The sequence below is a fragment of the Oryzibacillus soli genome (assembly GCF_051594765.1).
Taxonomy (GTDB): domain Bacteria; phylum Bacillota; class Bacilli; order Paenibacillales; family NBRC-103111; genus Paenibacillus_AR.
Genome location: NZ_JBPPGJ010000015.1, coordinates 152,414 through 174,204 on the forward strand (window position 1 = coordinate 152,414; position 21,791 = coordinate 174,204).

Consider the following 21,791-nt stretch of genomic DNA (forward strand, 5'->3'; position numbering starts at 1 on the left):
CCGCGGTTTTCCGCCATGATGGAAGCATGTCTTGTTGATGTTTCCAGATGGAGGAGGCCGTTTTTTTGATGACCAGCCAATTTGACCGCATTCCGAACCGCAAGAATACCCATTCCTACAAGTGGGACCAGTCCGAGAAGCTCTTCGGCAACCCGGACCTGCTCCCGCTGTGGGTCGCCGATATGGACTTCGAGAGCCCTCCGGCCGTGAAGGCTGCCATGGAACGCCGGGCGGCCCAGGGCATCTACGGGTATACCGTCATGCCCGACGAAGGCTGGAACGCCATTATCCGGTGGTATGAGCGGCGCCACGATTGGACCTTGAAGAAGGAGTGGCTCGCCTCCGTCACCGGCATCGTCACGGCGCTGAGCCTGGGCGTGGAGCTTTTTTCCGAGCCGGGCGGCGCGGTGATCATACAGTCTCCCGTCTATTATCCGTTCTACGACGTCATTAAGATGAACGGCCGTCAGGTAGCGGCCAATCCGCTTATCCTGAAAGACGGACGCTACGAGATGGACTACGGACACTTGGAAGGGCTGATGAAGGATGGAGCCAAGCTGCTGCTCCTGTGCAGTCCCCATAATCCGGGCGGCCGGGTCTGGGAGAAGGAGGAGCTGCAGCGCCTGGGCGACCTGTGCCTGAAGTACGGCGTCACCATCGTTTCCGACGAGATTCATGCCGATCTGGCCTTCCCGGGACATAAGCACATCCCGATCGCTTCTCTCTCCGAGGAGCTTGCCGACATCACCATAACCGCCATCGCCCCGACGAAAACCTTCAACCTGCCGGGCGTGCCCGCCGCCTACATCGCCGCCTCCAACAAGGAGCTGAAGCGCAAGCTGGACCACCGGATCAAGGCCTTGTCTCTCCATATGACCGGCTTCTTCACCCCGGACCTGCTGACCGCCGCCTACGATGAGAGCGAGGGCTGGCTGGAGGAGCTGATGGACTACCTGAAGCGCAATATGGATTATGCCATCGGCTACCTGGCCGAGCATCTGCCGAAGGTGAAGCCCATGAAGCCGGACAGCACCTATCTCCTGTGGCTGGACTGCCGGGATCTGGGGCTCGACACCTCCGGCTTGAAGGAGCTCATGTACCGGCATGCCGGTGTGGCCTTCAACGAAGGCTCAGTCTATGGGGAAGAGGGCCGCGGCTTCCTCCGCATCAATGTTGCCTGCCCGCGCGCCACGCTGAGCGCCGCATTGGAGCGCTTCGTGGAAGCGGCCCGCTCCCTCTGACCGGAACCGATGAATGAGCTTCGCCCGAACAAGCTACACTACAGACTGGTGGGTAATAAGCTTGAAGGAGCGAAGCATATGAGCCAGGCAGTCTTGAAGATCGCAGGCATGACCTGCGACAAGTGCGCGGATTCCGTGCAGGGTGCCCTGCAGAACATCGGTGCCGTCGGGAAGGTGAACCTCGAGAACGAATCCGTTACCGTCCAATACGACGAGCGTCAGGTGACCATGAACAACATCAAGGACGCCATCGAAGGCAAGGGCTACAAGGTCCTCTGACCTCCGGGGTACAGCAAGAACCCTCCGTCTCATACAGTCGGAGGGTTCTGTTATGGATGCCGGTGCATGCGACACGTCCTTCGCGGCCATCCTGAATGGTGAATGCCTAGACATGACAGAAACGGAGGAGATCAAATGCAGGTCGAATTAGGCCGTTGCCTGCTGCAGGAGCGGTTGAACGAATCGGATATGACTGTGGAGGACCTCTCCCGGAAGCTGCGAACGAAGCCGGAGCGTCTAATGGATTACATGGAGGACAAGCGGGTCATGCCGCTGAAGACCGCCATCTCCATCGCCGCAACAGTCGGCTGCAGCGTACAGGACCTGTATGAGCTCCAGCTTGCGCCTTGGGAGAAGTAATGGGCCGCAGTCCTTCCTCACTTTCCCGGGAAATGATGGACCTCTACTTCAACGGAATCCTGTACTCTGCCGCATCCACCCATACCCGCTGGGCGAAGTTACGGCCCCGGATCCGGACCTCCTTCGGATAAACCTCCACCGTCAGTCCTTCGCTCATCCGGTCCCCTTCCTCATAAGGGAGATCCTCCTCCGTATAGGGCTCGTAAACGGAAGAGGTATTCACCATCGTGAAGCCGCTCCCATCCTGTACCGCATTCTCCTTGGAGGAGAGCTCCCAATGGGTGTGACCGGTGAAGAGCACCGCTTGGTGATGCTTCGATAGAATGGCTTTCAGCCGCTCATGCTGCACAACTGCCCGGTTATTGACGGGAGTCCGGCTGCCGGCCACCGTCCCGGGCAAGGGCTGGTGAAGGAAGACGAAGATAGGCTTGCCGGCCTCTTCTCCTTTCCCGATGGTCTTCTCCAGCCACTGCAGCTGCTCCTCGGACATCCAGGCGTCCTCCCCATTGGACGGATCCGACTGCCGATATGCCTCCGATCCGAGGAAGAGGAAATGGTAGCCTTCCACCCAGGCGTCATGGTACACCTTCGGATAACCCGTAAAAGCCAGGAAGCGGCCGACGGACGCCTCCTCCGTTTCCCCGTTCGGGAATGCTGCCGCATTCCACTTGCCCAACGAATCGAACCAAGCTTGATAAAATTCATGATTGCCGATGGTGTAATAGACCTGCTCCGGATGCGGAAGAGCACGCATAAGCTTCTCCAGCGCCGCGTAGTCTGCAGGCAGGCCGTTGCCCAGATCCCCGTTGATCACCAGCGCGTCCGCTGCGGGAGCCGCCGCGGACAGGTCCTCCAGAGCCGCCTGAAGCTTCAGGTGGGACAGCACCTTCCAATGCTGGACGTGGATGTCGCTGATGACCGCGAATTGAAGCTCCGGCATCCGTTCCTTCCGGGCTTGCTCCTCCGCCGTTTGGACGGTCTCGGCCTTGGCCCAGGAAGCGCCGAGCAGCCCCGCCGCCAAGGTCATCACACCAATGAGAGACCAACCGTGTCTCAAAAACAAACGCCTCCTTCTTACTGGTATCGTTAACCACAATACCCGTAAAAATTCAGCGCCGTGTAAGAGGGATATGAAGAATGCTACTGGATTAAATCAGAGGGACTTTAAGAATTGGTAAATCTTATCGTTCATCCCGGGCAGCCCTTCATGGCCGAAGTCCGGGTAGATCTCCAGCTGGACCGGCGCCGTCATCTTATTGATGGCGGCAAATTGGGTGGACGGGGGGCAGATGGAATCCATCAGGCCAACGCCGATCAAGACCTCCGCCCGGATCCGCGGAGCCAGGTTCTGGATATCGATATAGCCCAGCCGGGTGAAGATCTCTTGCTCGTTCTCATGTTGGGGATCGAAGTGCCGGAAGAACGTCCGAAGCTCAGCGTAGGCATCCTTCGCCAGATCCATATCCCAGACCCGCTTGTAATCGCTTAAGAATGGATACACAGGAGCGACCTTCTTGATCCGGGGCTCCAGCGCCGCGCAAGCGATCGCCAAGGCGCCTCCCTGGGATCCGCCCATGGCGCCGACGCGGTCCGCGTCCACTTCGTCGAAGCTCATGACGATGCGGGCCAGCTGCGCTGTATCGAGGAAGATGTGGCGGAAGAGCAACTGGTCCGGATGGTCATTCAACCCCCGGATGAAGTGGCCGTTCATGGTCGTCCCCTTCACACCGCCGGTGTCCTCGGACAGGCCGCCCTGCCCCCGTGCATCCAAGGCCGCTACAGAGAAGCCCAAGGCGGCGTACTGGAGCTTATTCTCCCAATCGCCCGCATTCCCCGTATAGCCGTGGAACTGAATAATGGCGGGGTGGGGGGCCGAGGTATGCTTCGGCCGCACGTATTTGGCGTGGACCCGCGCTCCTCTTACACCGGTGAAGTAGAGGTCGAAGCAGTCTGCGAACGGCGTGGTGAATTCCGATGGAATCAGCTCCACCTGGGGATCCGTCTGGCGCATCTCCTCCAGAGCTCTCTCCCAATACTCGTCATAATCGCTTGGCTTAGGCGTGCAGCCCCGGTATTCCTTCAGCTGCGCCAATGGCATGTCCAACATGGGCACGGGAATCATCCTTTTTTTGGTTAATGGAAATTCCCTTCTACTTTACAACCCATTCTCTATATAATGCAACTGTAGAAATATTTAGACGAACACTTGGGGTTCACCCAGTTTACCAGCCACTTCAAGTGACGGAGGTTCAACCTATGCCCGATATCTGGATCGGCGCCTCGGCGTCGTTCGTGTGCACCACCCTGGGCGCCGTGCCGGCGCTGATGCTGAAGAACGTATCCCACCGGGGGAAGGACGTGCTGTTGGCCTATACGGCCGGGATCATGGTGGCGGCTTCGACGTATGGCTTAATCCCGTCCTCCCTGAAGCTCTCCAACCTGTGGGTCCTGACCGCCGGCATTCTCGCCGGCACCTTGATCCTGACCCTGATCGAGATGTTCCTGCCCCACACCGATCTGGACAACACCACCGAGAACCACAACCGGCTGGACAGCGGGCTCCTGCTCTTCTTGACGGCCATGAGCATCCATAATATTCCGGAGGGGCTCTCCGTCGGCTTGAGCTATGCCAGCGACCAAGGCGAGCTCGGACACCTGGTGGCGCTGGCCATCGGATTGCAGAACGTGCCGGAGGGGTTCCTCGTCGCCGTATATCTCCTGACCCAAGGTGTTCACCGGTTCAAGTCGTTCCTGTTCGCGGGGCTGACCGGCCTCTTCGAGATGCTGGCTTATTTCATCGGGTATCAGTTCTCCTCCGAATGGGAGCCGGTCATTCCCTTCGGGCTGGCCTTTGCTGCCGGCGCCATGCTCTTCGTTGTCTACAAGGAGCTGATCCCCGAAAGCCACGGCGACGGTCACGAGCGAACCGCCACCTTTTCCTTCATCCTGGGGCTCCTTACAATGATTGTTCTGTCCGAAATCTTCGGTTGATCCGTTAAGGGATCAGCTCCAGCTTCCGGAGCACCTCCACCAGCTTTTCCGTATCGATGGGCTTGGAGGCATAGGCCTGGCAGCCCAGCTCGAAGGAATGCTGGACATAGGGCGTTTCCGCCAGGGCCGTCGTCATGATGACCTTCACCCGCTTCTCCGGGAGGAGTCCCCGCTGGGACTCGTAATCGCGGATGGCCTTCAGCACCTTCACTCCGTCCACCTTGGGCATCATGATGTCCAAGCAGATCAGATCATACGGGGCGTTTTCCTTCAACGACAGGAGATAAGCGTCCAAGGCCTCCATCCCGTCGACGACCATGTCGCATTCCCCGTAGCGCGACATCAGCTTGTACAGAAACTTGCGGCTTGCCAGATCATCTTCGGCTATCAATATCTTCATCGTACCCTCCGCCTTTCCTGCTCCTAAGGTAAGGTTCCAACTCCTGCTCCAGCAGGTCCTGAAGCATCCGCAGTCCCTCTATGTCCTCTCGCCGGGCAGCCAGCTCCGCCTTGAACGACGCTGCCCGAAGCTCTTCCTTCTCCGCCTCCGAGGCCAGCCGCTTCAGGCGTCCCGCCCAAACCTCGGCATCCTCGGCACTCTCCTCCCTGATGGCCCGGAGCAGCATGTCCCCGGCTGCCGGCAGCTCCTCCGCCAACCCGCTGGTGTGCCGGCGGGTTGGCGTTCCGTCCACCAGTTGGCCTTCCGCCGTAATGCGGACAGCCGTCCCTCCTGCGGTCCGGTACCGCAGCATGCCGTCGATGCAGGCGTAAAGCTGCGGGAGCATCACCGGCTTCGCCAGGAAGCCGTCCATGCCGGCCCCGAGACACTTGTCCCGGTCCTCCGCCATGGCGTGGGCGGTAACCGCCACAATAGGAGTTCGCCTGTCCGAGCCTTGCTCCCGCAGGCGGATCCGCCGTGCCGCCTCCAGACCGTCCATAACCGGCATCTGAATGTCCATCAGAATCAAATCATACGCCCCAGTGTGGGCCCGGTCTGCCGCCTCCAGACCGTTAACCGCCGTCTCGACCGTATACCCCCGCCGCTTCAGCATCTGCTCCAGAACGATTCGGTTCACCTTGTCGTCCTCGACAACCAGGATCCGAACCGTCTCCCAGGGTCCTCCCGGGTCTGCCAAGCCGGCCGGTGCTCCGGCATATCCGTCCGCAACGGGCAGCACGGCCGTAAAGGTAAAGCAGCTGCCATGCCCCGGCTCGCTCTCCGCCCAGATTCGCCCGCCCATGCGCTCCACGAACTGCTTGGAGATGGCGAGTCCCAATCCGGTGCCGCCGAAGTTCCTCGTGAAGGATGCATCCACCTGGCTGAACGGCTGGAACAGCTTGGGCATGTCCCGGGCCGCGATGCCGATACCCGTATCCCGAACCGTGAACCGGAGCTCCGTCTGCCGGTCCTCCATCGGCTTCGCCGAGATGGACAGCCGGACACTTCCGACTTCTGTGAACTTCACCGCGTTGTGCAGCAGGTTGTTCAACACCTGCCCCAGCCGGCTGGCGTCCCCGATCACCGCCTCGGGCACCTCCGGCCCTGCCTCCCAGCGCAGCTCCAGCCTCTTGGCCCCTGCGGCGGGCTGCAGCGCCTTGACCGTATCCTCCGCCACCTGCCGGACGGAATATCCGGTCTGCTCCATGGACAGCTTGCCTGCCTCCAGCTTGGAGAAGTCCAGGATGTCCTCCACGATGCGCATCAGAGATTTGGCGCAGGACCGGGCGGTTTCCAAGAAGTCGCGGGTTTCGGCGTCCACCGGGTTCAGCAGGCTCAGATCGAGCATGCCGACGATTCCGTTGATGGGGGTCCGGATTTCATGGCTCATGTTGGCCAGGAATCCGCTTTTGGCTTTATTGGCCACCTCTGCCTCTTCCTTGGAACGGAGCAGCTCCTGCTCTGCTGCCTTGCGCCCCGTAATATCCGTCAGCACTACGGCCGCATACCCCGGCTCCGGACAGAAGGCGCTCACCTCGAACCAATTCCCCGTCTCCAGGGTACGGTATTCGAAGTCCACCTTCCCGCTGCCGAGGCGTTCCAAATCCCCCTTCTCTCTCAAAGAGCCAAGAAGTGAAGCGAACCCCGCCGGGAACACCTCGGAGAACCGCCGTCCCACCAGCATGTCCCTCGACTTTCCGAACCATATCTCGAAGGCGCCGTTGACCTCCGTAATCTCGAAGTCCTCCGGAAGGCCGTCCGCTCCGGGCAGCAGCCGGGTGTACACGAAGCCGCTGCACATGTTCATGAAGAGGGAGCGGAAGCGGGCTTCGCTCTCCCGAAGCTTTTCCTCCGCCCGCTTCCGCTCCGTCAGATCCCGGGCCACCGTCAGGATGACATTCCTTCCGTTCAACCGGAAGGTGTGGCAGCTAGCCTCCACGGGAATCCGGTCGCCTGCTTTGGTGAGATGCTCCGTGTTCGCAACAATCTGGCCCTCTGAAAGGAGCTGATTAAGACTTCGAGTCAAAGCCGACTTGTTTTCGGGCACGCTGAAGTCGAAGGGAGACTTCCCGATCAGCTCCCCCCGGGTATAGCCCAGCCGCTCGCACAGCACATCGTTGACCTCCAGGAAGCGGGTATCCTTGCCATCCGGCGCAACCTCGAGCAGATAAATCGCATCGTTGGCCCGGTTGAACAGGAGCCGGTACTTCTCCTCGCTCTCCCGGAGCTTCTGCTCCGCCCGCTTCCGCTCCGTCAGATCCCGGGCCAGACTGAAGATGCAGTCCTTGCCGTCCATCTTGATGGAGTGGGCATTGACCTCCACGGGGATGCTTCTGCCATTCTTGGTCTGGTGTACATTTTCATAGGTATAATGCCCGTTCCTAATCACCCGGTCGAAGCACTCCCGAAGATAGGACGGGTCCTTCCGCTCGTTCAGCTTCAGAATGGAATGGCCCACCAGCTCCTCCCGGGTGTAGCCCAGCCGGGTACAGGTGATGTCGTTGACCTCCAGGATCGTACTCAGCACCTGCCCCGAATCGTCCAACTGGTGAACGTAGATGGCATCCGTCGCCGCTTGGAACAAGGCCTGGTATTTCTCCTCCGCCGCTACCCGCTCCGTCCGGTCGAATACGGTACCCAGCAATCCCAAAAAGGTGCCTTCCATGTCCCGATGCGGTGTGCCCACCGTCAAGCACCACCGGATCCTGCCCCGGGCGTCGATCATCCGATGCCCGATCTCGAAGGGCTTCTGCTCTTCATATGCCCGTGCGAAATCCTCCACATACCGGTCCGCGTCGTCCGGATACAGCGCCCGCATCCATCCGAATCCTAAGGCCTTGCTTCGGCTCATCCCCGTGAATCGGACCCAGCCCGCGTTGACGTAATCGTATGTCTGGTTCAGGCCGGAGCGCCACACCGGAGTCGGGAAGTGGTCCATCATCTGAATGAACATATCTCTCGTCTCCACCAGCTGACGCTCGTAGCGCACGGTTCGGGTGGCGTCCTCGACCGTAACCAGGAGCTTGTGTTCCTCCTCCTGCCGGATGGGGATGAAGCTCATCTTGTAGTAACGCTGCTCCGGCACCCCGCTGCGGATGTCCTCGTGCCGGTGCAGAATGTTCTGAACCGACTTCCCCGTTTGGAACGCTTCCCCCGCGATGGATCGTACGTGGCATTCCATGCAGGATATCTCCGTTCCGCAGCCCGAGGCGGCCGCGTTCACGCAGAAGTGGCTCTCCCCGAATTTCTTGCCGACAAAATCGGAGCGGGTGCTATCCGCCAAAGCCAGCATGGCCGGATTGGCCGCCGTAACGACCAGCTCCCGGTCCAGGATCAACATCCCCATCGGCGCGCTTTCGAAGACTATGCTGAAGTTCCCTGTCTCCATCGTGACCGTCCTCCTCTCTAGATACGGATCGGCTGCGTCCGGACGCTTACGGCTCCGGTGCCCACCTCCATCACCAGACTTCTGCTGATGCGGCCGCCCAGCTCCTGGACACCGGCCCACAGCCCGTAAGGCTGCAGGGCCCTGCGGACCGCCTCGATATTCCGCTGCCCGATGCGGAACCAATCCTTCTCCCGAACGGATTCGGCACCGCCGTACAGACCCAGCGCCAGCTCCCGGGGGCTGCAGCCGGCAAGCCCGCAGATCCGGTCGATCAGGAAAGGAACGCCGGTTTCGGCAAAATAAGCGGGCCGCTCGTCAGCATCCTCCGGCACTAAAGGCGACGGAAGCGCCAGATGGACCATTCCGGCCCAACCCCGGTCCGGCAGATAGGCCGTAACAGCAATGCAGGATGCCAGCGCATAGGTCGATATTCGGTCGCCTGGGCGGCTTGAGACCGCCCAACCCCCTATGCCGACCACATGATTCGTCATGGAACATCACCTACCGTTCAAGAGCTGAACCAGATGGCGGGCCATCCGTTCCAAGGGAATCTGTTTCTCTACGGCTCCGATCTCGTAAGCCGCCTTCGGCATCCCGTACACAACACTGCTAGCTTCATCCTGTCCGACCGTTCGGGCCCCTTTGCGCCGCATGGCCATCAGACCCTTGGCTCCGTCGTAGCCCATACCCGTCAGAATGACGCCGACCGCATGGCTGCCGGCTTCACGGGCAACCGACTCGAACAGCAGGTCCACGGAAGGCTTGTGTCCGTTAACCCGCTCCCCGTCGTGCAGCTCCACGCCGAACCCGCCGCCCGGAAGCCGCTTCACCCGCATATGCCGGTCCCCGGGAGCCAGCAGCACGACGCCCGGCAGAAGCTTGTCCCCATCTGCCGCCTCCTTCACCCGGAGGGCGGATATCCGGTCCAGTCTCTCGGCGAACAGCTCCGAGAAGAGGGGAGGGATATGCTGGACGATGGCGATCGGCGGCATGCCCGGCGGCAGCTCCTGCATGATCCGTGCCAGTCCCTCCGTGCCTCCAGTGGAGGCGCCGATGGCGATGAGGGTGCCTGGTTCATATCCGGCAGGCTTCATCGCCGATGGTACCGGCTCCATCTCCTTCGCTGCCCCGGGCAGAACCACGCGGGTGGCTGCCGCCGTTTTCACCTTGGCGATCAGCTCCATCAGGAAGGGCTCCACTTGGGAGACGGTGTTCCAGCCGGGCTTAGCCAGGAAGTCCACCGCTCCCGCGTGCATCGCATCGAAGACGCCTGCCTGGGCGGAGCTGACGATCACGGCGGGCACCGGGTATTGGGGCAGCAGCCGCCGCAGGAACTCAATGCCGTTCATCCTCGGCATCTCCACATCGCAGACCAGCACATCGGGGGCATTCTCCTCGATCCGGTCTCTCGCCTCGAAGGGGTCGCCGGCCGTCACCACCAAGAGCCCTGGGTCCGACGAAAGGGCCCGTGCCATGATTTCCCGGAACACCATGGAGTCGTCCACCACCAGGACCTTGATCCGTTTTCCTGCCACGGTCGTCCCTCCTTCCTAACCCTTCCGGTAGACGGCGGGCATCACGTACCGATAGCCGGTTTCCATCCCCTGCAGAGATTCGGATTGCCCGATGAAGAGATACCCTCCGTCCTCCGTCCAGTCGTAAAATTTCCTTACCAGCTGCGCTTTCGTCGCCGCGTCGAAATAGATCATCACGTTGCGGCAGAAGATAATATGAAACTTCCGCTTGAAGGGAAATACCGGCTCCATCAGATTGAACCTGCGGAAGATGATCTCCGCCTTGATTCGGTCCTGGATGGCGACCAGATCCTCGCCGGTCCTGCGGAAGTAGCCCGTCTTCCAACGGGAGGGCAAAGCCGCGATCCGTTCGGCCTCATAGACGCCCTTGGAGGCGGCATCCAATACCCGGTCCGAAATGTCGGTGGCCAGCACCTTCGCATCCCAGAGGACCTTCTCCTTGCCGAAGTATTCGTCCAGCAGCATGGCCAAGGTATACGGCTCCTCCCCCGTGGAGCAGCCCGCGCTCCAGATCCGGAGATCCTTATCCCGGATCCGTGCCGTCACCTCGGGCAATGCCGTCTGCTGGAGGAACCGGAAGTGCTCCGCCTCCCGCATGAAAAACGTATGGTTGGTGGTGACCTTCTCCACCAGCAGGGCAACCGCTTCCCCGGTCCTGTCCCGGGTCAGGTATTCGAAGAATTCCTCGAAGGAGCCCATTCCCTTCCGGGCCAATACCAGCTGAAGCCGTCCCTCCAGCAGGGACAGCTTCTCCTCCTTCAAGTGGATGCCGTAATGGGTATGGATGAAGTCCGACAAGGCGCGGAACTCCTTCTTGCTGATCCGGGTCATGCCGGTCCCCTCCCACCTATCAATATTTACCGAACTCCCGGTCGCTTAAGGAAATCTTTACCTTTTTGCCTCCGGCTGCAGCCGCTTCGTCGCGGTAGGAGGAAGCGAGACTTCTTCCTGCCGCCGGTCTGGCCGGCTGGCTCATCCGGTCGATCATGCGCATCACATCGGGATTGAACTCCTGATAATCCCGGTAGCCGTTCCCCCCCTGCCGCAGCCGGAACCGGCCGACCTGCTCCTTCAGGAGCTCGGCTTGGCTGGCCAGCTCCTCGCTGGCTGCCGCACTTTCCTCGGAGGTGGCAGAGTTGTTCTGCACCACATGGGACACTTGAATCAGCCCCTGGTTAATCTGGGAGATGCCCGCCGCCTGCTCGTTGGAGGCCGAAGCAATGTCCCCTACCAGCGTCGCCACCTGCGCAATGCCCCCGACGATGCTGTTCAGGGCCTGTGCCGTATCATTGGCAATCCGCGTGCCGCCCTCTACCTTCTTGATGGTTCCTTCGATCAGGGTCGTGGTCTCCTTGGCCGCATTGGCCGATCGGGCCGCTAGGTTCCGGACCTCCTCCGCCACTACGGCGAAGCCTTTGCCGTGCTGTCCCGCCCGCGCGGCCTCTACCGCCGCATTCAGGGCCAGAATATTGGTCTGGAAGGCGATCTCGTCAATCACCTTGATGATTTTGGAGATGTTGCCCGAGGCTTCGTTGATCTCGTCCATGGCCTTCAGCATCTCGCCCATCTGGTGGTTCCCCATGCCCGCATTCGCCTTTGCCGCGTCCGCCAGGGCGTTAGCCTTGTCGGCGTTGGTTGCGTTCTGCGTCGTCTGGTTGGCGATCTCCTCCAGGGAAGCCGTCAGCTCCTCCACGGAGCTGGCCTGCTCGGTCGCTCCCTGAGACAGCGCCATGCTGGAATCGGACACCTGCTTCGCTCCGGATGCCACCTGATCCGCAGCTGAGCTGATCTGAAGCAGCGCCTCGTTCATGTTCCTGGACATCTTGCCGAATGCGTCGCCTAGGATGCCCACTTCATCAGAAGAGGAGACCTCCACCTCCGCGGTCAGGTCGCCCTCGGACATTCTGTGGGCGGCATCCACCAGGCGGTTCAGCGGCTTACCGATCAGATGGGCCAGGTACAGCCCCAGTGCGACGGACAGCAGGACGGCCGCTGCGATGATCACGATCATGAATACGGTCTGACTCTCATAGGTGGACGTGTTCGACTTCATCTTATCCGAGGCGTATTTGTTGTTCAGCTCGATCAGGTTCTGCACTTCATCGTCCAGCTTGGCACGGGAGCTGCCCAGCTCGGCATAACGAGCCTCCGCCTCTTTGAAATCCCTTTTTTCCAGAAGCTTGATGCTGGCATCACGAAGCTCCCTATAGGTCTTCATGCTGTTCATGACTGTGGTATAGGCTTGGCGTTCTTCATCCGATGCGATGGTCTTGGCATAGGTCGCCAGAGCCTCGGTATTCTCGTCCGTCAGCTTATTGATGGTATTGTTCTGTGCTGCGAATTTGGACGCGTCCCGCTCATACATCATGAGGAGAAATTCCGACCGGATGGCCATCAGATTCTTCTGCACCTTTGCCATGTCGACCGAGGGCAGGTAGTTTTCTTCGTATAAGAGCTCCGTGCTCCGGTTGATCGTCCGCATATCCAGAATGCCGAAGGTGCCCACCACGGCGGTCATTACGGCCAGGATCAGGAAGCTGATCAGCAGCTTGGATTTGATTTTCATATTGGCAAAAGTTTTCATCGGGAGTCCTCCTGGGATGTAATTAGGAATGTACGATGCCTTCGAGGCTGTCCAGCTCGTCCTCATGAATCAGCTTGCCGCAATCCAGCAGAAGCTTGACCTCCTTGCCGGTCTTGCCGATGCCCTTGATGAAGCGGTTGCCGTTCCGGTGAAGATCCGGGGGCGGCACGATGTCCTGGGACGGAATGTCCAGCACCTCGGAAACGCTGTCCACGATCAGCCCAATGGAGATGTCACCGATGTCGATGACGATGACGCAGGTCCGGTCATTATATTCCCGGAACGGCTTCCGGAACCGGAGCCGGACGTCCATGACCGGAATGATTTTGCCCCGCAAATTCATGATGCCCTTGATATAGTCCGGCAGCTCCGGAACCTCGGTAATAGGCTGGAGGCCGATGATTTCGGTGACGTACCGGATTTCCATGCCGTACGCCTCATCGCCCAGGCAGAACGACAGATATTTATCCTTCTGTCCGTCCCCTTCTCCGCCTCCATGCTCCTGGTATTCTTCTTGCGCCATTCGGCCGCACTCCTTCCATGTCCTTCGTTTAGCTTGCCGTATCCTTCCAGGCTTGAAGCAATCCGGGCACATCCAGGATCAGATTGATGCTGCCGTCCCCCAGCAGGGTGCAGCCTGCCAGGCCCCCAATCCTGCGCTTCAGCCGGATATAGGCGGGAAGCGCCTTGACGATGACCTGCTGCTGTCCGAGCAGCTCGTCCGCCAAGAGGCATACCTGGTACCCGTCATGCTCGATCATGATCAGGATGCCTTCCGAAGGGGACGTGATTCGGGTGTCCGCCTTGAAGAACTCGTGCAGGCGCAGCACCGGATAGCATTGGCCCCGGACCATGATCATCTCACTGCCTTCGGGATCCCGGAAGACCTCACCCTCCCGGGGCCGGAAGGACTCCCGGATAGACGCGGTGGGAATCGTGTAGCGGGACAGGCCCACCCCGATGTTCATCCCCTCGATGATGGCCAGCGTCAGAGGGATCTTCAGGGTGATGCAGGATCCCTTCCCCGGCACACTGTCTACCTGGATGCTGCCTCCGACCGCCTCCAGGTTGCGGGCCACCACGTCCATGCCCACGCCCCGGCCGGAGAACTCCGTCACCGCTTCCTTCGTCGAGAATCCGGGCAGGAAGATCATGCCGTAGATTTCCTTGTCGGAGCATTCCGATTCCGGCTTCGAGAGCAGACCGTTCTCCTTGGCACGACGCAGGATCCTTTCCCGGTCGAGACCTCTGCCGTCATCGCGGATCAGCACGTGTACTTCGCTTCCCCGGTTGGCGGCCTCCAGCGTGACCGTACCCAAGGCCGGCTTCCCGGCAGACCGCCGGTCCTCCGGCATCTCGATGCCATGGTCGATGGAATTGCGGATCAGGTGCATCAAGGGGTCGGACAGATGCTCGATGATGTTCTTGTCCACTTCCGTCTCTTCCCCGATCAGCTTCAGCGCCACATCCTTGCCGAGCTTCTTGCTCATATCACGGACAATGCGGTTCATCTTGTGGAACGTCGTCGCCAGGGGCACCATCCGGATGGACATGACCTGGTCCTGCAGCTCGCCGGAGATCTTGCGGAGCTGCCGGGAAGCCTTCGTGAAGTTCGGCAGAGTCAAATCCTTCAGATCCGGATTCTCCACCACCATCGCCTCCGCGATGATCATCTCCCCAACCAGATCCAGCAGCCGGTCCAGCTTCTCCACGCTGACGCTGATCAAGCCGCCCTTCGATGAAGCCCCACCGGAGGCTGAGACCGGGGCTGCCCCTTCCGTCTCTGGACGTCCTCCGGAGGGATTCGGCACATGGGGCACGATCGGCTTCGGCGTGCCATCCCCCGGTATAGTCGGATCCGCTGTTGCCAGCTCCGCAGAGCCAACGGCTTCCATTCTGGCTTCCGTTTCGCCGCCGGTGCATTCCGGAGCCTCTTCCACGCTAAGCTCCTTCAGGAAGAGCGTCGGTTCCAGCAGCAGCCTTAGCTCCTCCAGATTCTTGCCGGTCCGGATCCACAGCTGGAAGCCTGATTCCCGAATCACTGCTGCAGACCCGTCGCTGTCCAGAATGTCGGAAGGCTCGAACCGGATCACCTGGCCGCTGTCCTTCAGATGATGAACCACCGCGTAAGCCCGAACATTTTCCATCTCCGCTCCTTCTTCGAAGGAGAGACGGACCATGTAGGTTCGGTCCGAAGCGTTTTTGTCCGGCAGGATGTAGAACTGCTGAGGCTGTGACGGCTTCTGTGCCGCGGCTGGCTCCTTGCCGGTTGAAAAACGGGTTTTGAGCCCGTCCAGATAGATCCCGATATTTCGGACCAGATCGTCCGTTTGCCCGTCCGGTTCGTCGCCGTTCCGAATTTTGGTATACTCCAGCTTGATGAAGTCGATGCCGCACAAGAGGAGCTCGGACAGCTCTCCCCAATCATCCAGCCGGGGCTCCGTCTCCCGGAGGAAGAAGAACAGGTCCTCCATGGAGTGGCATAGCGTAGCAATATGATTGAACAGCATCATCGCGGAGGAGCCTTTGATGGTATGCATACATCGGAAGATGTCTTGAATTTGGGAGCTGCTGTAGGAGGCCGTCTTCTCGCAATCCAGCACGGTTTGCTCCAGCTGCTCCAGAAGATGCCCGCATTCGTACAGATACATTTCGAGCATGGGCTCTGGCTGGTAAGGACTAGACATGGGATACTCCTTCCGGTTTGCGTCGCTTATGTATACGCTTTCTTTATGGTATTCAAGGCTGCCAGAATCGCATCCCGGAGCGGAAATGCGCAGCCTACCCGCCTCCATCGCAGGATGATGGCGCGCATGGCGCCGAAGATCAGATCCGCCGCTTCCTCTCGGTCTGCATCGCCCCGCAGGGCGCCTTCTTCGACGGCCTTCCCGATCAGGAAGATCAGGAATGCCCGCCTGGAGAGATGCAGCCGGTTCATCCGGTCGGACAGACCGGAGTCCAAGGCAAGAGTCTCCTCTGCCAGCAGAAGGGACGTAACCGCTGGGTAATTGCCGTAATACTCGGCATAGGCATTCAGGTAGAATCCGATAGAGTCCAACGGCGGCAGCTTGCGGAGCAGGACGGTCCGGGTGATGTCTTCGTCATATTGGGCATAATGGTCGATCAGCGCCAAGAACAGGTCGGTCTTGGTTCGGAAGTGCTTGAATATCGTGCCCTCCGATACACCCAGCCTCGACGCGAGCACTTTGGTGGAGAAACCCTGGACACCGGTCCGGTCGAACAATTGCACTGCTTCCACTAGAATGTGCTCTCTTCGATGCAGCAATAGAGGTTCTTCCATTATTTAACACCCCCTTGAGTGCTCACTCACCACTGTCGAATAATGTCATTATAGTTGATTATAGGTCTTTTGTCTCTAAGAATTTTGTCAATTTTCCTCGTTTTTCCTAGTAAAAAATACCCGTATTTCGCGTGTAAATGTGTCCAAAATATAAAACAAGCTCCCTCCGGTTCTTACCGGGGGGAGCTTGTTTCTGGCATCAGGATGATTATTTCAGCTTCCAGGCAATATCATTCCAGCGCAGTTCATTGCGGAAGGTGCGAAGGTCCGTATCCTTGTCGATGATGACGCATTCGATGCCGGTCATATCCGCGAAGTCAGCCAACTGTTCGGTTGTCGTCACATAGGAGAATCCGGTATGGTGGGCGCCGCCCGCATAGATCCAGGCCTCGGTGGCCACTTGGAGCGACGGCTCGGTCTTCCACAGTACGCGGGCTACGGGCAGCTTCGGCATCGGCTTCTCTACGGCCACGGCCTGTACTTCGTTGATGATCATCCGGAAGCGGGTGCCCATATCCACGATGGTGGCGTTCAAGGCAGGACCGGCTTGGCCGTCGAATACCATCCGGGCAGGATCGGCCTTGCCGCCGATGCCGAGCGGATGGACCTCCAGGCGCACCTTGCTGGCTGCGATGGTGGGGCAGATCTCCAGCATGTGGGAGCCCAGCACCAGCTCGTTGCCATTCTCCATATGATAGGTGTAATCCTCCATGAAGGAGGTCCCCACGTTGCCGGACATGATCTTCATAAGACGCACCAGCGCCGCGGTCTTCCAGTCGCCTTCGCCGGCGAAGCCGTAGCCGGATTCCATCAGGCGCTGTACGGCCAGACCCGGAAGCTGCTCCATACCGTGCAGATCCTCAAAGGTGGTGGTGAATGCGGTGAAGCCGCCCTCCTCCAGGAAGGCTCTCATCGCGATCTCGATGCGGGCCTGGTACTTGATGGAATTCTGATAGGCTCCGGGCTGCTGGGCCTCCGCCGGAAGCTCGTACTGCTCCTTGTACAGGGTGAAGAGTGCCTCCACTTCAGCCTCCGACACCTCGTTCATGCGCTGAACCAGGTCGCCGATGCCGTAGCCGTTAACGGACCAGCCGAACTTGATCTCCGCTTCCACCTTGTCTCCTTCGGTGACGGCCACTTGGCGCATGTTATCGCCGAAGCGGGCCACCTTCAGGCGGCGGCTCTCGATGACGGCAACAGCCGTCCGCATCCAGCTGCCGATGCGCTCTTGGACGCCGGCATTTTCCCAATAGCCGTTGACTACCTTGCGGGAAACCCCCATGCGAGTGCCGATGAAGCCATATTCCCGGTCGCCGTGGGCGGCCTGGTTCAGATTCATAAAGTCCATATCGATGGTATCCCACGGGATATCCTGATTGAACTGGGTATGCAGGTGAAGGAGCGGCTTGTTCAGGATAGACAGGCCTCCGATCCACATCTTGGCCGGGGAGAAGGTGTGCATCCAGGTAATCAGGCCCGCGCAATTCGGGTCATTGTTGGCCTGAGCCAGCAGGCTCTTGATCTCTTCCGGCGTCTTAACGACGGGCTTGAAGACCACCTTGCCCGGGATGGTGGCGGCTTGGTCCAGACTCTCGGCGATGATCCGGGAATGACGGGCCACTTCCTCCAAGGTTTCGGGACCGTAGAGGTGCTGGCTGCCTGTAACGAACCAGAATTCATAAGCTTTGAAATTCAACATCGATCGTTTCCTCCTTATGGTAGGCGGCATGGGTGAGCCGCGCGTTAGTACCTTCGGTGGCTCATAAGCCGATTACTGGCCGTAGTACGCATTGGCCCCGTGCTTGCGAAGAAAATGCCGGTCCAGCAGCACCTGCTGCATCGGCTCCACGCCCGGATTCAACGTGAAGGTATGGAATGCCATCTTGGCCACTTCCTCCAGCACCACCGCGTTGTGGACGGCATTGTGCGCATCCTTGCCCCAGGCGAACGGCGCGTGGCAGTTGACGAGAACCCCGGGCACCATTGCCGGGTCGATCTTCTGGCTCTCGAACGTTTCCACGATGACGTTGCCGGTCTCCAGCTCGTACGCGCCCTTGATCTCCGCTTCCGTCATCAGCCGGGTACAGGGCACTTTCCCGTAAAAATAATCCGCATGTGTGGTTCCTAATGCGGGAATGCCGCGGCCGGCCTGAGCCCAAGCGGTAGCCCACGGGGAATGGGTGTGGACGATTCCGCCGATAGCCGGAAACGCCTTATACAGCACCACGTGGGTAGCCGTATCCGACGAGGGCTTGCAGCGGCCCTCCACCACCCGTCCGTCCAGATCCACAACGACCATATGCTCAGCCGTCATCTCTTCATAGGGGACGCCGCTCGGCTTGATCACCACGAGCCCGCTCTCCCGGTCGATACCGCTTACATTCCCCCACGTGAACGTGACGAGTCCATGCTTCGGAAGGTCCAGGTTCGCCTCCAGCACTTCCTGCTTCAGCTTCTCCAACAAGTCCGATCCACTTCCTTTTTCCGCAATATTGTCGGACGCCGGGAGGCGGCGGTTCCTGCGCGGACACGCGCCTCCCATTCGCCGCATCGATCAGCAAAGTCTGCTTGCATCCTTCTTGCGCCAAGAAGACCCGGATGGGCAGACTCTCTTCGCTTTCTGGCTTCATTATACACTTGTACGTACAACTTGACTAGGAGGTTTTTAGGTTTTTTTTGTTGAAGTACGTACAACCAGCTCCGGCTCATACAGCTTGCCTACGGGCTTGCGGCGCTTGCCCTCGATCATGGCCAAGAGCAGCTCCACGGCGTCTCTGCCCATGTCCGTCTTGGGATGGGTCAAGGTCGTCAGCTTGGTCTCCGTTGCCGTTGCCAGGGAGGAATCGTCGAAGCCGACGATGGAGATGCCGTCGGGTACGCTGAGCCCCGCCTGACGGACCGCCTCCAGCATCTGGACGGCCAGCTCGTCGTTGTAGCAGACGAAGGCCGTCGGCCGGTCCGCTTCGTCCTGTCCCAGCATCCGGAGCGCAGCCTCCAGCGGCTTCGCCCTTTTTTCCTCCGTGACGTAGTGCACCACCAGCTCCGGCTGGATCGGCACGCCTGACTCCCTGTGGGCCTGCATGAAGCCCTTCAAGCGGTTGACGCCCTGAAGATCGTCCATCTTGAAGAAGCCGGCAATCCGCTCATGTCCCAGCTCCAGCAGATGCTTCGCCGCCAGGTAGCCACCCTTAAGGTCGTCCGACTTCAGACACGGCGCGTCCAGCTCCGGGTACCGCTCGTTGATCATGACATAAGGAATGCCGCGGTACTCCAATGAGAGATAATAACTGAGATTGGGATTGCCCTCGGCGCTCCGGGTGGGCTCGATGATCAGCCCATCCAAGGGCTGGTTCAGCATCATCTCCAGACTCTCCCGTTCCCGTTCCTTATCATTATCGGTGGACGACAGGAGCAGCCGGTACCCTTTGCTTCGGAGTGCCGCTTCCGCGCCGCGCACGATATGGGGAAAAATATAGTCGGAAATATAAGTCGTGATGATTCCGACGGTCTTGGCCGGCGCTCCGCTGCCGCCCGGCTCCGGGGCGGAGACGAAGGTGCCCTTGCCCTGCATCCGCTTCAGCCAGCCTTCCCCCTCCAGCTCCCCGAAGGCCTGTCGGACCGTCTGGCGGCTGACGCCGAAGCGTTCGGCCACCTCATTCTCGGACAGCATCAGATCTCCGGTCTTCAGGCTGCCTGCCTGGATCCAGGACAGAATCTCCTGTTTGACCTGCATGTATTTGGGTGTCGCCTTTTCCTTCATGCCATCACCTCGAGCGCATTTGCATTCCGTCACGAACTTGTATGGGTTTTAGTATACCATTCATTCAACTTGTATGTACATATATCGATTGCCCGTTCCATGTTTCGTCAAGGATCGGGATGATCAGGAGGGTAGACCCCAAATGAATCTTAGCGCCCGGACAATATACTTGTCCTCTCGTTATCCGTCGCTGTTCGTTTCTGTACTAGCAGCGTTCTTAATTGCCGGCTGTACGCAAGCACCGCCGTCCGCCACTGAGAGCGCCGTCTCGAAAGGAGAGGTGGTGTCGGATTACGGAACGGTTGGCAATCTCGCCAAACTGGAGGAGTTTCTCCGTCTGTATCAGCATCAGCAGCCTGGCAACGTGACGGTCACCCGCTTCACGAAGGAGGGCGACCCGATCTATTTCCGGCTGACGACCGAGCAGGGCCTCGTCCAGGTCGACTATGACGACTCCCATGACCGCTTCGGAGGCGGGAACAGCGGCACCTATACCTGCCGCTCTCTTGGGAAAACTGCTGCTCCCTCTCAGCCCACCGTGTACGCACTCTCCGGGTGCAGTGCCCCCGGCCGGGACGAAACCTTACTTACGGTGCCTGCCGGTCAGGGCGGCTGAATGCCTAATCACGCAAAAAAACCAACCGCTTGTCAACAACAAGCGGTTGGTTCTTGTATCGGGACGACACGATTCGAACATGCGACCCCCTGGTCCCAAACCAGGTGCTCTACCAAGCTGAGCTACGTCCCGTTTATGGATCAATCCTAGAAAAAGCGGACGAAGGGATTCGAACCCTCGACCCTCGCCTTGGCAAGGCGATGCTCTACCACTGAGCCACGTCCGCAGGTAAGCTCCCCGCCTTCACCGAAGTGAGACGGGGAATGATGCAGTCGAGAGGACTCGAACCTCCACGGCTGTTACACCACTAGAACCTGAATCTAGCGCGTCTGCCAATTCCGCCACGACTGCTTAAGACGATCATGCGGTTGGTGGGATTTGAACCCACACGGGTATACACCCGCCACCCCCTCAAGATGGTGTGTCTGCCGTTCCACCACAACCGCGAGGTAAGAAGAGTGAGCCATGTAGGACTCGAACCTACGACACCCTGATTAAAAGTCAGGTGCTCTACCGACTGAGCTAATGGCTCGCAATAAGTTGGGGCCCCCAGAAAGTAACCGGAATCAGCTTCAACGCTTATCGTCACTTCCTGGGGACTAGTAGCTGGGGATCTAGGATTCGAACCTAGGCATGACGGAGTCAAAGTCCGTTGCCTTACCGCTTGGCTAATCCCCAACGGAGGTATGTACCATGCCGGCTAGAGGACTTGAACCCCCAACCTACTGATTACAAGTCAGTTGCTCTACCAATTGAGCTAAACCGGCATAATGGATCGTACGGAGAGAGAGGGATTCGAACCCTCGCACCGCTTACGCAATCTAACCCCTTAGCAGAGGGTCCCCTTGAGCCACTTGGGTATCTCTCCATGAATGGACCGCCGTATGGCTCTATAATGGCGGAGAAGGAGGGATTCGAACCCTCGAGACGCTTGTGACGCCTACACGATTTCCAATCGTGCTCCTTCGACCAACTCGGACACTTCTCCAATTGTTTCGTTAAGGAAACGAGAGCTTCCAACCGGAATCGAACCGGTGACCTCATCCTTACCATGGATGCACTCTACCTACTGAGCTATGGAAGCGTTTTTGGGGTTCCCCCAAAAGTAATCGGAATTCGCTACAGCGCTTCTCTTCACTTTTGGGGGAAAGGATTAGCTCCCCGAGCAGGACTCGAACCTGCGACAACTCGATTAACAGTCGAGTGCTCTACCGACTGAGCTATCAGGGAATAAAACAACTATTATGCAGTTCAGGACTTGCGCCCTGAAAACCGGATGCGAAACTTCCGAAAACCA

19 protein-coding genes and 11 tRNA genes are annotated in these 21,791 nt (G+C 59.3%); 5 read left to right on the forward strand and 25 right to left on the reverse strand.

Annotated features, from left to right (window positions below):
• Nucleotides 1–68: 68 nt before the first annotated feature.
• The 3 genes from ACSEXW_RS20220 (at nucleotide 69) to ACSEXW_RS20230 (ending at nucleotide 1,880) form a co-directional block, all read left to right on the forward strand.
• On the forward strand, nucleotides 69–1,241 hold the full coding sequence (locus ACSEXW_RS20220) for a MalY/PatB family protein (protein ID WP_438447984.1): 1,173 nt from the start codon (nucleotides 69–71) through the stop codon (nucleotides 1,239–1,241).
• 78 nt (nucleotides 1,242–1,319) lie between these two features.
• Nucleotides 1,320–1,520, forward strand: coding sequence for a heavy-metal-associated domain-containing protein (locus tag ACSEXW_RS20225; RefSeq protein WP_438447985.1), 201 nt, complete (start codon nucleotides 1,320–1,322; stop codon nucleotides 1,518–1,520).
• A gap of 135 nt (nucleotides 1,521–1,655) precedes the next feature.
• Nucleotides 1,656–1,880: a helix-turn-helix domain-containing protein gene (locus ACSEXW_RS20230; protein ID WP_438447986.1), complete on the forward strand. Its 225-nt coding sequence runs from the start codon at nucleotides 1,656–1,658 to the stop codon at nucleotides 1,878–1,880.
• Nucleotides 1,881–1,923: 43 nt separating this feature from the next.
• Here ACSEXW_RS20230 and ACSEXW_RS20235 read toward each other — a convergent pair whose 3' ends face one another.
• On the reverse strand, nucleotides 1,924–2,937 hold the full coding sequence (locus tag ACSEXW_RS20235; protein WP_438447987.1) for a metallophosphoesterase family protein: 1,014 nt from the start codon (nucleotides 2,935–2,937) through the stop codon (nucleotides 1,924–1,926).
• A 96-nt stretch (nucleotides 2,938–3,033) separates the two neighbouring features.
• On the reverse strand, nucleotides 3,034–3,993 hold the full coding sequence (locus ACSEXW_RS20240) for an alpha/beta fold hydrolase (protein ID WP_438447988.1): 960 nt from the start codon (nucleotides 3,991–3,993) through the stop codon (nucleotides 3,034–3,036).
• Nucleotides 3,994–4,136: 143 nt separating this feature from the next.
• On the opposite strand from ACSEXW_RS20240, the gene ACSEXW_RS20245 reads away from it, so the two are divergent.
• Nucleotides 4,137–4,871 carry a ZIP family metal transporter gene (locus ACSEXW_RS20245; protein ID WP_438447989.1) on the forward strand — a complete coding sequence of 245 codons (735 nt, stop codon included), beginning with the start codon at nucleotides 4,137–4,139 and terminating at the stop codon, nucleotides 4,869–4,871.
• A 4-nt stretch (nucleotides 4,872–4,875) separates the two neighbouring features.
• Here the strand turns inward: ACSEXW_RS20245 and ACSEXW_RS20250 are convergent, their stop codons facing one another.
• The 12 genes from ACSEXW_RS20250 to ACSEXW_RS20305 form a co-directional block, all read right to left on the reverse strand.
• Nucleotides 4,876–5,271 carry a response regulator gene (locus ACSEXW_RS20250; RefSeq protein ID WP_438447990.1) on the reverse strand — a complete coding sequence of 132 codons (396 nt, stop codon included), beginning with the start codon at nucleotides 5,269–5,271 and terminating at the stop codon, nucleotides 4,876–4,878.
• Nucleotides 5,246–8,698 carry a PAS domain S-box protein gene (locus ACSEXW_RS20255; protein WP_438447991.1) on the reverse strand — a complete coding sequence of 1,151 codons (3,453 nt, stop codon included), beginning with the start codon at nucleotides 8,696–8,698 and terminating at the stop codon, nucleotides 5,246–5,248. Before ACSEXW_RS20255 ends, ACSEXW_RS20250 begins: the two co-directional genes overlap by 26 nt.
• A gap of 17 nt (nucleotides 8,699–8,715) precedes the next feature.
• Nucleotides 8,716–9,189, reverse strand: a complete 474-nt coding sequence (locus ACSEXW_RS20260; protein WP_438447992.1) for a chemotaxis protein CheD — start codon at nucleotides 9,187–9,189, stop codon at nucleotides 8,716–8,718.
• 6 nt (nucleotides 9,190–9,195) lie between these two features.
• Nucleotides 9,196–10,233: a protein-glutamate methylesterase/protein-glutamine glutaminase gene (locus ACSEXW_RS20265; RefSeq protein ID WP_438447993.1), complete on the reverse strand. Its 1,038-nt coding sequence runs from the start codon at nucleotides 10,231–10,233 to the stop codon at nucleotides 9,196–9,198.
• Between the two features lie 15 nt (nucleotides 10,234–10,248).
• The gene (locus ACSEXW_RS20270; RefSeq protein ID WP_438447994.1) at nucleotides 10,249–11,064 is read right to left on the reverse strand and encodes a CheR family methyltransferase; all 816 of its coding nucleotides are present in this window, start codon (nucleotides 11,062–11,064) and stop codon (nucleotides 10,249–10,251) included.
• 19 nt (nucleotides 11,065–11,083) lie between these two features.
• A complete protein-coding gene (locus tag ACSEXW_RS20275) occupies nucleotides 11,084–12,817 on the reverse strand; it encodes a methyl-accepting chemotaxis protein (protein ID WP_438447995.1) in 1,734 nt (577 codons plus the stop codon).
• Between the two features lie 22 nt (nucleotides 12,818–12,839).
• Entirely contained in the window at nucleotides 12,840–13,340 is a 501-nt protein-coding gene (locus tag ACSEXW_RS20280; protein ID WP_438447996.1) for a chemotaxis protein CheW, read from the reverse strand.
• Between the two features lie 28 nt (nucleotides 13,341–13,368).
• Nucleotides 13,369–15,504, reverse strand: a complete 2,136-nt coding sequence (locus tag ACSEXW_RS20285) for a chemotaxis protein CheW (protein WP_438447997.1) — start codon at nucleotides 15,502–15,504, stop codon at nucleotides 13,369–13,371.
• Between the two features lie 26 nt (nucleotides 15,505–15,530).
• Nucleotides 15,531–16,118: a TetR/AcrR family transcriptional regulator gene (locus tag ACSEXW_RS20290; protein ID WP_438447998.1), complete on the reverse strand. Its 588-nt coding sequence runs from the start codon at nucleotides 16,116–16,118 to the stop codon at nucleotides 15,531–15,533.
• Between the two features lie 208 nt (nucleotides 16,119–16,326).
• Nucleotides 16,327–17,817 (reverse strand): L-arabinose isomerase, encoded by a 1,491-nt coding sequence (gene araA / locus ACSEXW_RS20295; RefSeq protein ID WP_438447999.1) that lies wholly within the window; start codon nucleotides 17,815–17,817, stop codon nucleotides 16,327–16,329.
• A gap of 72 nt (nucleotides 17,818–17,889) precedes the next feature.
• Nucleotides 17,890–18,582 (reverse strand): L-ribulose-5-phosphate 4-epimerase, encoded by a 693-nt coding sequence (araD, locus tag ACSEXW_RS20300; protein WP_438448000.1) that lies wholly within the window; start codon nucleotides 18,580–18,582, stop codon nucleotides 17,890–17,892.
• Between the two features lie 201 nt (nucleotides 18,583–18,783).
• Nucleotides 18,784–19,878, reverse strand: coding sequence for a GntR family transcriptional regulator (locus ACSEXW_RS20305; protein WP_438448001.1), 1,095 nt, complete (start codon nucleotides 19,876–19,878; stop codon nucleotides 18,784–18,786).
• A 142-nt stretch (nucleotides 19,879–20,020) separates the two neighbouring features.
• Between ACSEXW_RS20305 and ACSEXW_RS20310 the strand changes: the two genes are divergently transcribed.
• On the forward strand, nucleotides 20,021–20,494 hold the full coding sequence (locus ACSEXW_RS20310; protein ID WP_438448002.1) for a DUF4362 domain-containing protein: 474 nt from the start codon (nucleotides 20,021–20,023) through the stop codon (nucleotides 20,492–20,494).
• A gap of 58 nt (nucleotides 20,495–20,552) precedes the next feature.
• Here the strand turns inward: ACSEXW_RS20310 and ACSEXW_RS20315 are convergent.
• From ACSEXW_RS20315 to ACSEXW_RS20365, 11 genes are all read right to left on the reverse strand, one after another.
• Nucleotides 20,553–20,626: transfer RNA gene (locus ACSEXW_RS20315), tRNA-Pro, on the reverse strand.
• A gap of 22 nt (nucleotides 20,627–20,648) precedes the next feature.
• Nucleotides 20,649–20,720, reverse strand: a tRNA-Gly gene (locus tag ACSEXW_RS20320).
• A gap of 41 nt (nucleotides 20,721–20,761) precedes the next feature.
• Nucleotides 20,762–20,845: transfer RNA gene (locus tag ACSEXW_RS20325), tRNA-Leu, on the reverse strand.
• Nucleotides 20,846–20,857: 12 nt separating this feature from the next.
• Nucleotides 20,858–20,940 (reverse strand) — tRNA-Leu (locus ACSEXW_RS20330).
• A gap of 13 nt (nucleotides 20,941–20,953) precedes the next feature.
• Nucleotides 20,954–21,026: transfer RNA gene (locus tag ACSEXW_RS20335), tRNA-Lys, on the reverse strand.
• A gap of 74 nt (nucleotides 21,027–21,100) precedes the next feature.
• Nucleotides 21,101–21,172, reverse strand: a tRNA-Gln gene (locus ACSEXW_RS20340).
• A gap of 16 nt (nucleotides 21,173–21,188) precedes the next feature.
• A tRNA-Thr gene (locus ACSEXW_RS20345) sits at nucleotides 21,189–21,261 on the reverse strand.
• 13 nt (nucleotides 21,262–21,274) lie between these two features.
• Nucleotides 21,275–21,362, reverse strand: a tRNA-Ser gene (locus tag ACSEXW_RS20350).
• A gap of 28 nt (nucleotides 21,363–21,390) precedes the next feature.
• Nucleotides 21,391–21,482: transfer RNA gene (locus ACSEXW_RS20355), tRNA-Ser, on the reverse strand.
• Between the two features lie 23 nt (nucleotides 21,483–21,505).
• A tRNA-Thr gene (locus ACSEXW_RS20360) sits at nucleotides 21,506–21,578 on the reverse strand.
• 73 nt (nucleotides 21,579–21,651) lie between these two features.
• Nucleotides 21,652–21,724 (reverse strand) — tRNA-Asn (locus ACSEXW_RS20365).
• Nucleotides 21,725–21,791: the final 67 nt, after the last annotated feature.